The following is a 12237-nucleotide window of genomic DNA, read 5'->3' on the forward strand; positions in this document are numbered from 1 at the left end:
GTTGTTAAAGAGTGAAGTGAAAAGGAGAAAAATTAAGGAATGATGAAAAACTTTCAAATCAAAACTGTACAATCAAAAACATTTAAGATAGCATTATCCGCCACTATAGCAATTACTATATCAAATTATATAGGATTAGAATTTGGAGTAACTTCAGGTATAATTGCGATTTTAAGCATTCAAGATACCAAGAAAGAGGCACTATTAGTTGCAGGTAAGAGAATAATATCATCCACTGCGGCTATACTTCTATCTTTTACGTTATATACATTATTTGGAAATAATCCTATGATATTTGGACTGTTTTTACTTATATTTATACCATTAACCAATATTTCAAAAACCACCGAGGGGATGGTTATTGGTGCAGTATTATCAACACATCTTTTAATAAGTACAAATATTAATATTTTGTGGATTATAAATGAAGCAAAGTTAACTATAATAGGCATTGGTGTTGCAATGATATTTAATCTATATACTGCTTCTTTAGAGGAAGAGTTTGAAAAAAACAAGGCGAAGATAGAAGAACAATATAGATTAATTTTATCAGATATGGCTACCAGCTTAGTAACTCAAGCAGTGCCAATTTATGAGCAAAATGTACTTTTGACAGTTGAAAAACTAATTGTGAACACTAAATTAATGGCACAAAGAATAAATAATAATAATTTGTTTAAAAGCAAAGATTATTATGGAAGTTATATAGACATGAGAATGCTACAACTAGATGCTATAAAAAGAATGAAAAGGCATTTTTCTAGGGTTTATATGACCTATGAACAAACTACAATATTGGCAGAGTTCACAAATGATGTTGCAGTAAATATTCATGAAGATAATGATTGTATTGAACTTATTAATAAGCTAGAACTACTTAGAAAAAATTATGGGGACATGGAACTACCAAAGGACAGAAATGAATTCGAAACTAGAGCATTATTATTTCAATTTTTAAATGATTTAGGGGATTTTCTAATTATTAAGAAAGAATTTAAAGAGCTTTTTAGAAATATATATTGAGATATAGATGTAAAAATAGATTGAATAACGCATATAAATACAAGGTAGAAGAATTTAATATATGAATAAATAATATTAAAAGAGGAAAATATAGCGTTTTGTGGAATATAAATGGTATGCTATAAATTATTATTAGTAAGTAGGACTACCAGATTAAACAATGTGTAGTTAAGTTGAAAAACAGTATTTTAATCTTACAGTGGAGGGATAAATATGAATAAATCAAATATTATAATAACAATCGATCGTCAGAGTGGAAGCGGTGGAAAAGAAATAGGTGAAAGACTAAGTGAAAAGTTGAAATTTTCATATTATGATGATGAGATAGTAAGAGAAGCAGCAAAGGACTTGAAGACTTCTGTTGAAGAGATGGAATCATATGATGAGAAGCAAGATGGTATATGGAAAAATATATTGTCATATTCTGAACATGGTAACCTTTCATCTTTTTCAAATGTAGAAATAATTACGGATGATAAAGCACATAAAGCAGAGTCAAATGTTATTATAAAGGTTGCTAATGAAAAGTCAGCAGTAATAATAGGAAGAGCAGCATCTTATATTCTTCGCAACCATCCTAGACATGTAAGCATTTTTTTACATGCTGACGTGGATTATCGTAAGAAACGTACTCGGGAATCGTATAATATATCAGGTGATGAAGCACTACACTTAAACGAAAAAATTGATAAGCAAAGATTAAAATATTACAAGGTATTTACAGAAACAGATATGTACAATGCATGCATATATGACTTGTCAATAAATACAAGCGAATTGGGACTTGAAAAAAGTGAAACCTTAATAATGGAGTATATTAAAGAAAGGTTTGGAGATGAATTGTTAAAAGCCATAATGTAGTTAAAAAAGAAGGCTATTTTAACAATCTGTTCCGTTTAAGCTTTAAAACACGCAAAAACTTCTAGTTATTACTACGATCTTAGAGGTCGTAATAGAAATTGGAAGTTTTTGTTTTTTGTTTCATTACAGGCAAAATAGTGAACTGGAATGTTGATATACAAAGAGTTTTAGCAATTGTAATGTAGTAGATGGAATGTATAATTGTGACAAAAATGATAGCTTTAATCAAAAGTAAACATTTACAAAATGGGCGAATAGTATGTATAATTCAGATAGGATACGAAAAGACAAATTGTATACAACACTTACGTAAGTGATTTCATATAATATCAAAGATCTATTTATTATCAAAATCTTAATAAAGGGATGTGAAGAAAATGATTCAATTAAGAGGTAGATCTACAAAATTATTTTCAATGATTCTTATTGTAATGTTTATTGCAGCAAGTTTATTTGTTAGTCCTCAGAAAGTATATGCCTCAAGCAATATTGCTATGGGTAAAACATCGACATCTGATAGTGAACTTTTAGGGCACGATGCATCAAATGGTAATGATGGTAAGCAATCAACGTATTGGAGTGCTGCGGATACAAGTGACAACCATTACTGGACGGTGGATTTGGGAGGCCTTTATGAGCTTAAAGAAACTGAAGTAAAGTGGCAAAAAAATACTGTTTACAAGTATAGAGTGGAAACGTCTACAGATAATTTGCATTGGACTTTAAGGATAGATAAAAGCAATAATACCAGTACTATCCAAAAACAAAAGGACATTTTTAATGGCCTTGCAAGGTATGTGAAAATTATTATTTTAGATGTTCCATCTAATGATTATGCAAGCATTTGTGATTTTAAAGTATCGGGAAGTGCATTCAAAAATAATTCACCCACTATGGTTTATATTGCTGGGGATTCAACTGCGCAAACTTATGGTGCAAGCTTTACTCCACAAACAGGATGGGGGCAATGTATTGAAAAATATTTTAGTAGAGATGTGATGTTTGATAACAGAGCTATAGGTGGAAGAAGCTCAAAATCATTCATTGTTGAGGGCAGGCTGGATGATATTTTAAACGTAATTAGGCCAAAAGATTACCTATTTATCCAATTTGGTCATAATGATGCGTCGTATATTCCCGCTCGTCATACAGACCCATATACTAATTATAAGGATTACCTTAAACAATATATTACGAAATCCCGTGATATAGGAGCGATTCCTATATTGATTACGCCTGTAGCAAGGCTTAATTACAAAAATGGAGTATTTTTAAATGATTTTCCGGATTATGTGATTGCAATGAAGCAGGTAGCAATTGAAACAAACACACCAATAATTGATATGATGAACACTTGCATCGATTATTATACCTCCGTTGGATATGAGACTGTATTTCCTAATTATTTAGTATCATCCAATGGAACAGATTATACTCATTTTACACAAGCCGGAGCAAATATGATTGCCAATATGACGGCGCAAAAAATCAAAGCGCTTAATATACCTATTTCAAAATATGTTATGAATTCAAATGAAAAACAAATAAATTATAAGTTTGATTTTGGAGGCGTGGCAGAGCCAGGTTATACAAATGTTAGTGCATCACTAGAATACAATCCATCTGTGGGTTATGGTTTTAATACTCCGGTAAACATGAAAAATGTTACAGCAGCTGGTAGCGGGGCAGGAAGTGATGCAGTTCAGTTCCTAACTTTTGGCACAAAAAGTTCAAATACATTTAATGTAGATCTACCAAATGGACTTTATGAGGTTGCGGTGACGTTAGGGGATACCTCAAGAACAAGTGTAGCAGCAGAGGGCGTTTATCAAGTAATGAATATGACCGGTAACGGTGCTACTGATAAATTTAAGATTCCTATTACAGATGGACAGTTAAATATACTTGTGACGGAAGGTAAGGAAGGCAAAGCATTTACGTTAAGTGCACTTGAAATTACAAAGATATCAGATAAGGCCGAAACAGATAAGACTATATACATTAGTGGAGATTCTACCGTATGTAACTATTATCCAATTGATACTAGTTTGCAGTGTGGTTGGGGGCAGATGTTGCCACAATTCCTAAGTAATAAGGAATATCAAATTAGAGATATGGCTACAGGTGGACAGTTTGCAAGAGGATTTCGTGATGATGGACAATTTGAATCTATAATGAAATATATTAAAAAAGGAGATTGCTTTATATTAGAATTTGGTATTAATGACTCAAAATATGAGACAGAAGCGGAATTTAAAGAAATTATGCGTGATATGATTAAGCAGGTGAAAAGTAAAGGTGCAAAGGTAGTGCTCGTAACTTCACAAGGAAAAGCAACTGATTTTGATTTAAATAATGTACACTCTGCTGTAGACAAATGGTATAGACATTCAACAGTCGCTTTGGCTGATGAGGAAAAAGTTCCATTAATAGATCTTAATGTTTTAAGCTCGAAATATTATACATCAATAGGTCAAGAAGCCACAGCTAAGCTTTTTATGAGTGATAGTTTACATCCTAATCGCGCAGGAGCTATAAAACTTGCTAGTATTGTGGCATCGGAGCTTAAAAAATAAAACACCAGGGGGCACTAAATGTATAGAAAAAAAATTAGTTCGATTAGCATTTTAATTTTATTTTTCTTCGTTTTTAGTATTTTTCCAATGGAAAGTGTGCATGCGGCTAGTTCACTTTCAGTTCCAGAGGCGTTAACTGTAGTTCCAGCAGTGCCATCAAAAGTTATAGTAGACAAAGCTGGTTGGTCTGTAGTCCAATTAACAAGTAGCTCTACTAGTTTGGCAATAGGATGTAATGTATATAGATCTGATGCTAAAGATGGTACTTATGCATTAGTAGGAAAGGCTACAAAGGCCAATAATGATTACCATTATAAAGATACAAATTTAACTGCACATAAGGACTATTTTTATAAGTTCGCTGCATTTAATTATATTGGAGAATCAGAAAAAACAGCAGCAGTTAAAGTAACTACAAAGAAGGTTATTCATAAACCATCTACTCCAATAGGACTCACATTAAATTCTATGGTAGCAAGTGCTGGAATTTATAAAGTGAGAATTGACTGGACATACACTTATGGTGCTACTAGTTACAATGTGTATAGATCTACTAGTGAAAGTGGTACTTTCACTAAGATAGGTACTTCAACTAATGGATTATATATAGACAGTAATGTAGGCGCAGCAAATGCAATGTATTACTATAAAGTGTCAGCTGTGAATATTAGTGGTGAATCATCATTATCAGAGGTTATAGCTGCAAAGCTTACAGCTACATTTAGAGCGGTTCCAACAGAACTTTTAGTTAATAGTCAGGCTACTAGTCAGGCAGCTATTAATTTAAGTTGGGCAACAGTAACTGGTTCAACCGGTTATAATATTTACAGAGCGGCAAAGGTGGATTATGCTTACAGTAAAATAGGAACTTCTACAAATGTAACTTATAGGGATACAAAAGCAGCTGTAGGGGTTGAGTATCTTTATAAAGTATCTTCAATAGATGAAAATGGAGAGTCATTAAAATCTACTGAAGTTACAGGAAAATTAGCAGATAGCAGTGTAACTGTTTTATCTGAAGCAGTAAAAGACTTAGAGTATAAATATGAAAGCAAGGATAAGTTAAAACTTACATGGGATGCTTTAAAGAATGCAACATCTTATAATATATACAAGTCATTATACAAAGATATGAAATATACCTATGTTGGCAGTACAAATAAAAATAAGTATGTTGATGAAAAAAGTGTAGACAGCGCAACTTATTATTATAAGGTGGTAGCAGTAAATGCAGGAGGAGAATCTTCCAAGGCTAATCCATTAACTGTAGGGGCTAAGGTTGTCTTAAAACGTCAAATGGAAAATATTGATCGCGGAATAAATGCGGTAAAAGCAGCTAATGGAGTCCTAGTTAGTTGGCGTTTACTTGGTACAGAAGCACAAGATTTAGAATTTGATGTATATAGAGATAATGTTAAAATAAATAGTAAACCCATAAAATCAAGCACAAATTATTTAGATGCAAAAGGAACTACAACTTCAAAATATTATGTTCGTACTATAGGTGGAAAATCGAAAGAATCACAATCGGAAACGGTTACTGCCTGGGAAAATAACTATAAGGAGCTACCAATTAGAAAACCAGCAGCAGGGATTAATAAAGCTGGTGAAATCTATGATTATACAGCAAATGATGCTAGTGTTGCCGATTTAGACGGCGATGGCAAGTATGAAATAGTTCTAAATTGGGCACCAACTAATGCTAAGGATAATTCGCAGGCAGGATATACTGGTAACACTTATATTGATGCTTACAAATTAGATGGAACTTTTATGTGGAGGATAGACTTAGGGAAAAATATAAGATCAGGGGCTCATTACACTGACATAATGGTCTATGACTTTGATGGGGATGGTAAAGCTGAACTTACTACTCGGACAGCAGATGGTACAATAGATGGAGAAGGGAATATAATTGGTGATGAAGATAAAGATTATAGTAATGCAAGGGGTTATATATTAGATGGACCAGAATATCACACGATGTTTGAGGGCGCAACAGGCAAGGCTTTAGATACCCAGGTATATGAACCCCAAAGAGGAGCTTTTGCTACTGATATTAATGAATGGGGCGATACCTATGGAAATCGTGGGGATCGTTTTATAGCAAGTGTAGCCTACTTAGATGGAAAAACACCAAGTGTAGTAATGCAACGTGGTTATTATACTAGAATGGCAATAGTTGCTTATGGTTTTAAGAATGGAAAATTTGTTAAGCAATGGACTTTCGATAGTCAGTTTGATGAAGTAGATCCAAATGGTCTTAAGTACACGGAGTATAGAGGTCAAGGAAATCACAATGTTAGTGTCGGTGACGTTGACGCAGATGGTATGGATGAGATTATTACTGGAGCTGCTGTTATAAATCAAGATGGTAAGGCTCTTTATACTACAAAACTTGGACATGGAGATGCTATGCATTTTGGTGATTTAGATCCTACTAATCCAGGACTTGAGATATATCAAGTTCAAGAAGAAAAAGGTTCACCTTACGGAATGGATATAAGAGATGCTGGGACTGGAAAAATTCTTTTCGGCGTTAAATCAGGAATTGATACAGGAAGAGGACTTTCGGCAGATATTGATCCAAATTATATAGGTGAAGAAATTTGGGCAATAGATGGCGCATGGAATAGCAGTACAGGTGGACTTTATAGTGTTAAGGGAGAAAAAATATCTGAGGGGATACCATCATCAAACTTTGCTATATGGTGGGATGGAGATTTGCAAAGAGAATTACTTGATCATAATTGGAATGGTTATGGTGGCCTCGCAAGTCCAGGAACTATTAGCAAATGGGATTATGTTAATAAAAAATCTGTAAACATATTAACTGCGACGGGTACTAATTCTAATAATGGAACAAAAGGTAATCCTTGTTTGCAGGCAGATTTGTTTGGTGATTGGAGAGAAGAAGTAATTTGGAGAACGGAGGATAGTAGTGCTTTAAGAATTTATGCTACTAGTGATGTAACGGAAACTAAATTACCTACTTTAATGCATGATCCTATTTATAGACTTGGAGTTGCGTTTCAAAATACAGGTTACAATCAACCACCACATACAAGTTATTATTTAGGAAGTGGAATGACAACTCCACCACAACCGAACATTACAATGGCACGTGGGGGCACGGAAATTAAAATAAAATAACCTATTAAATAGCGTATTGATTAATAAAAAAATCAGTGCGCTATTTTAATTTGGGGAAAGATGATTTGCAAAGGCGTATGCAGGAATTTGGACTAGTAATTATATGGAACTAAGTGGTATAATTGTTATATTGTGTGAGTAGAGTTTTAGGGGGATATTCATGAAAAAAATATCAGTAAACAGATTTCCAATGATTGTGAAGTTTTTTTTGGCATTTACTCTTTTTTTAGTGATTCCGTTAATTATTACAGGAATTATTTTTAATTATACCATGATTAGTTACTCGGAAAATGAAATTGGTAGTACAGCTGAAATTAATTTAAAAACGGTTAATAACATAAATGTTTTATTTAGTACCAGCATATTAAAAGACGTAGCGAGAATATCACAAAGCGATGTACTTAATAATTTAAGTACTGTAGAAAATTATAATAACATTAAATCAGATGCTAATAATGTAGTAAAAGTAACTCAGGTTTATACATTATTAAATGAGGTTTTAGCATCAAATTATAGGATAACTACAATTTATGTTTATATTGATGGAGCGGATTATATTATCACTTCTAATCGCGGAACTGTGGAGATGAGCAAATTTAACGATGTCCAATGGATTAAAGCATATAAAGAAGCTAGGTCTATAAATTTGGAACCACATTGGATAGGAAATAGAATAATTCCAGATAGAAATCCTCAAACTGCTGTATTACAAAATGAAAATTCTAATATGGCCTCTGTTATATCCTATGTATATCCTTTGGCACCTATAAACTCTAAAGTGGATGGAGCAATAGTTATTAACATGTATGAAGATGAGCTGAGTAAATTAATAAATAATAGGGATCTTTCAGGAGATGGTTATATTTATATAACAGATACTAAAGGAAATATAATTTCACATAAAAATAAGTCCTTAGTAAGAACTAATATTTCTAGCACAAAGTATGTGAAAAATATATTAAGTTTTGATAAAGTAAGTGGGTATATGATTGATAATGTGGATAATGAAAAAAAAGTTATTACATATTATAAGTCACAATTTAATGATTGGATTTATGTAGGGATTTATCCTCTTGCAAACCTTATGGAAAAGGCAAATAAGTTATCAACCAAAATCATTTTAATTATTATTTTTATTATAGTTTTAGGTCTAGGATTTTGTTATATAGTTGCGAAAAGACTTTATAACCCTCTTAATAAGTTAGTTCAAGATGTTAAAGTAAGAAATAAATGGACTGATTTAAAAGAAGATGAAATGAAACTTCTTTCTAATGCTTTTAGTGCTATGGCAAGAGAAGAGGATACCATGTATGGGATATTAGAAAACAATAAGCAAGACTTAAAACAGGGGTATATTTTAGATTTAGTTAGAGGAAACTTACAGAAATATATTAACTCTGAAAATCAAGTTGAATATGATTTTTTCTATGAAAATTTTATTTGTGCAATAATTGCAATCGACAGATTTGATGAATTTTTGGCGAAATATTCACAGGAGCAGCAATACTATTTAAAGATGTTAATTATTAATGTGTGTGAAGGAGTAATCAACAAAACTTATGTAAATGCAAGTGTGCTATTTGATATTAGTAAAATCGCAGTAATTATTAATATGGAGGTTTTCAACAAAAATGAAACCTATAAAATAGTAGAAGACTTGTTTAAAGAAGTACAAGGTGAAATATTAAAAGTAATGGACAATACAATTTCAGTTGGAATAGGGGAATGTCATAGTGAAAAAACAGGAATAAGATTATCATATTTTGAGGCTAACGAAGCTATAAAACGTAAAATTTTATACGGCTATGGAAGTATAATTAAATGGAAATCATCATTAGATGATGACTACAAATATTTTTATCCATATAATATTGAAAAACATATTTTTAACTACTTAAATGCTGGATCTATGATGGATATAGATAAGGAAGTTAAAATTATTATTGAAGAAATAAAAGCTATGGAAGAGATATCCTATGATAATATTACACAAATTTTTAATCAGCTTGTAGGTAGTACAATAAAATATCTTGTGGATAATAATACTAATATAAGTTATATTTATGGAAGCGGCTATAATATTTATCAGAAATTGTCTGCAAAGGAGACACTAGATGATATAGGGTTATTACTACTAGATTTTTATTCTCGTATAATTTTATATAAAAAGAAATCTGCAGATGAGAGTCTAGAATATATGGATACAATAGAAGGATATATTAAGAGTAATTATCATAAAGATATAGATTTTGAAGGTATGGCTAGATGTATTGGTATAAGCTATTCTTATATAAGAAAGATATTCAAAGAAAATACAGGAAAAACAATTATAGAATATACCAATAGATTAAGGATAAATGAAGCCAAAATACATTTAAGGGATACAGATAAAAGTTTGCCAGAAATAGCTTCATGTATAGGATATAACAATGATCAAAGCCTGTCTAGATTTTTCAAAAAATATGAGGGTATAACTCCAGGAGAGTATAGAACATTAAATTTCAAGAACTGTGCTAAATAATAGAAGCTACTATCAGTATTGTTTTTGATGGTAGCTTTTATTATTGTCTTTTATTTATTTTGTTTTATTAGAAATCAGCAAATTTAAATAAAGGAAGCCTTCGGAATAAAGGGTTTGAGGATGTTATCAAAAACAAAGCCTATTGGCAAAAGTGATTATATACAAGTATTGTGAAAGCGGATAAGATATAAATGTAAACGATTTATATTTTTAAAAAGGAGTGAACCTTATGGACAACAGTAATACACCTACACCGAGTAACTTTGGTATTTTAGATGTTTCCAAAGTAACTAAGAAAAAGAAAAAAGGAATTTTATACTATATTAAAAAAGACTTCTTTTTATATTTGCTATTATTCATACCCGTTACATATTTTGTGATTTTCAAATATGTACCAATGTACCAAATAATAGTAGCGTTTAAGGATTACGATGTAATCAATGGAATCAATGGTAGTAAGTGGATCGGACTAGATGCATTTAAAGAAGTTTTCAAAATGGCGGATTTTTATAAAGTTTTAAGAAATACATTATCGCTTAATGTATTAGATTTAATTCTAGGTTTTCCAGCACCTATAATCCTTGCTATATTATTAAATGAAATAAGGATTAAATGGTTTAAAAAGGTATCTCAGACCATACTTTATTTACCACACTTTCTTTCTTGGGTTATTATAGGTGGTATGGCTTATCAGCTACTATCTCCTACAGGCATGGTTAATATTTTAACTAAATCATTAGGGGCAGAGGCAGTACCTTTTCTTATTGAAAAATGGCATTGGTTAGGAACTTATTGTGTAATTGGTGTTTGGCAAGGGGTAGGTTGGGGAACGATAATCTACTTGGCATCAATAACGAGTGTTAACTCAGAATTGTATGAAGCAGCTATGATTGATGGAGCTGGTAGATTAAAAAAAATATGGTATATAACTCTACCTGCGATTAAGCCAACCATAATTATGATGCTTATCTTAGCTGTTGGAAATGTAATGAAAATAGGTTTTGATCGTCCATTTGTATTAGGTAATCCTTTGGTAATGGATTTTTCAGATGTTATAAGTACCTTTGTTTATAGGGTTGGACTTCAATCAGTTAGATATAATATAGCAGCGGCCGTAGGTTTATTCCAATCAGTTATAGGATTAGTTCTAATACTATTTGTAGATAGGTTGGCTAAAAAATTCGGTGAACAAGGGATTATGTAAGAAAGGAGTTGAAAATATGAATACAAAGTTATTAGATAAAATTTTAGATATAATAGTATTTTTGTTTATAAGTATTGTAGTTTTACTATGCCTAGTGCCATTAATTCATGTTGCAGCAGTATCATTTAGTAGCTCTCAGGCTGTTGTAGCGCAAAAGGTTACGCTTTTGCCGGTAGATTTTACTATGGAGTCATACAAGCAAATTTTTAATGATAAATCAATGATTACATCACTTTTCTTTACCATAAAAATGACGGTGATATATACTGTATTAAGTATGGTACTCACCATATGTGCAGCTTATCCATTGACAAAAAGCTCTTTGAAGGGCAGAGATTTTTTCTTTTTACTAATTATAATCACAATGTATTTTTCAGGTGGTATAATACCAGATTATATTCTTGTTAAGGATTTAAGTTTGTTAAATAGCATGTGGGGGCTTATTCTCCCAGGAGCAATAAGTGTATTTAATCTCATAATACTTAAAACTTTTTTTCAAAACTCAATACCTAATAGTCTTGAGGAATCAGCAAAGCTAGATGGATGTACAGAGATAGGCATACTTTTTAAGATTGTACTTCCACTTTCAATGCCAATAATTGCAACCTTGAGCTTATTTTATGCTGTGGGTAGATGGAATGGATTTCAAGATGCACTTTTCTATATCACAAGGCCAGAATTATATCCACTTCAATTAAAGCTTTATCAATTAGTAAGTGCCACTTCTTCAAATGGAGCCCTTGCAGCAGAAGGAGTTGGAGCAGCTGTGCAACTAGCACCAGAAGTTTTAAAAGCTTCTGTAGTAATGTTTGCAACAGTTCCTATATTACTAATATATCCGTGGCTTCAAAGGTACTTTGTATCAGGTGTAATGATTGGTGCTGTAAAAGAATGATAGT

The 12237-nt window shown here is 31.8% G+C and carries 7 protein-coding genes; all 7 read left to right on the forward strand.

Going from position 1 to position 12237, the window contains the following annotated elements:
* The first annotated feature begins 39 nt into the window (after positions 1-39).
* The 7 genes from KPL44_RS10895 (at position 40) to KPL44_RS10925 (ending at position 12233) form a co-directional block, all read left to right on the forward strand.
* Positions 40-1023 (forward strand): aromatic acid exporter family protein, encoded by a 984-nt coding sequence (locus tag KPL44_RS10895; protein ID WP_216249799.1) that lies wholly within the window; start codon positions 40-42, stop codon positions 1021-1023.
* 213 nt (positions 1024-1236) lie between these two features.
* The gene (locus KPL44_RS10900; RefSeq protein WP_216249802.1) at positions 1237-1884 is read left to right on the forward strand and encodes an AAA family ATPase; all 648 of its coding nucleotides are present in this window, start codon (positions 1237-1239) and stop codon (positions 1882-1884) included.
* A gap of 377 nt (positions 1885-2261) precedes the next feature.
* On the forward strand, positions 2262-4460 hold the full coding sequence (locus KPL44_RS10905; RefSeq protein WP_216249805.1) for an SGNH/GDSL hydrolase family protein: 2199 nt from the start codon (positions 2262-2264) through the stop codon (positions 4458-4460).
* An 18-nt stretch (positions 4461-4478) separates the two neighbouring features.
* A complete protein-coding gene (locus tag KPL44_RS25785; RefSeq protein ID WP_301182957.1) occupies positions 4479-7613 on the forward strand; it encodes a rhamnogalacturonan lyase family protein in 3135 nt (1044 codons plus the stop codon).
* A gap of 160 nt (positions 7614-7773) precedes the next feature.
* The gene (locus tag KPL44_RS10915) at positions 7774-10134 is read left to right on the forward strand and encodes an AraC family transcriptional regulator (RefSeq protein WP_216249806.1); all 2361 of its coding nucleotides are present in this window, start codon (positions 7774-7776) and stop codon (positions 10132-10134) included.
* Positions 10135-10363: 229 nt separating this feature from the next.
* Positions 10364-11338, forward strand: a complete 975-nt coding sequence (locus tag KPL44_RS10920; RefSeq protein WP_216249815.1) for an ABC transporter permease — start codon at positions 10364-10366, stop codon at positions 11336-11338.
* A 16-nt stretch (positions 11339-11354) separates the two neighbouring features.
* Positions 11355-12233: a carbohydrate ABC transporter permease gene (locus KPL44_RS10925; RefSeq protein WP_216249818.1), complete on the forward strand. Its 879-nt coding sequence runs from the start codon at positions 11355-11357 to the stop codon at positions 12231-12233.
* The last annotated feature ends 4 nt before the right edge of the window (positions 12234-12237 follow it).

Origin of the sequence: Clostridium sp. DSM 17811 (genome assembly GCF_018861905.1) — a bacterium.
GTDB classification, from domain to species: domain Bacteria; phylum Bacillota; class Clostridia; order Clostridiales; family Clostridiaceae; genus Clostridium_AD; species Clostridium_AD frigoriphilum.

What these genes read in the sequence shown, in the direction of transcription:
- KPL44_RS10915 (WP_216249806.1), top strand. Translation starts at nt 7,774, where the DNA reads ATGAAAAAAATATCAGTAAACAGATTTCCAATGATTGTGAAGTTTTTT.
- KPL44_RS25785 (WP_301182957.1), top strand. Translation starts at nt 4,479, where the DNA reads ATGTATAGAAAAAAAATTAGTTCGATTAGCATTTTAATTTTATTTTTC.
- KPL44_RS10895 (WP_216249799.1), top strand. Translation starts at nt 40, where the DNA reads ATGATGAAAAACTTTCAAATCAAAACTGTACAATCAAAAACATTTAAG.
- KPL44_RS10900 (WP_216249802.1), top strand. Translation starts at nt 1,237, where the DNA reads ATGAATAAATCAAATATTATAATAACAATCGATCGTCAGAGTGGAAGC.
- KPL44_RS10920 (WP_216249815.1), top strand. Translation starts at nt 10,364, where the DNA reads ATGGACAACAGTAATACACCTACACCGAGTAACTTTGGTATTTTAGAT.
- KPL44_RS10925 (WP_216249818.1), top strand. Translation starts at nt 11,355, where the DNA reads ATGAATACAAAGTTATTAGATAAAATTTTAGATATAATAGTATTTTTG.
- KPL44_RS10905 (WP_216249805.1), top strand. Translation starts at nt 2,262, where the DNA reads ATGATTCAATTAAGAGGTAGATCTACAAAATTATTTTCAATGATTCTT.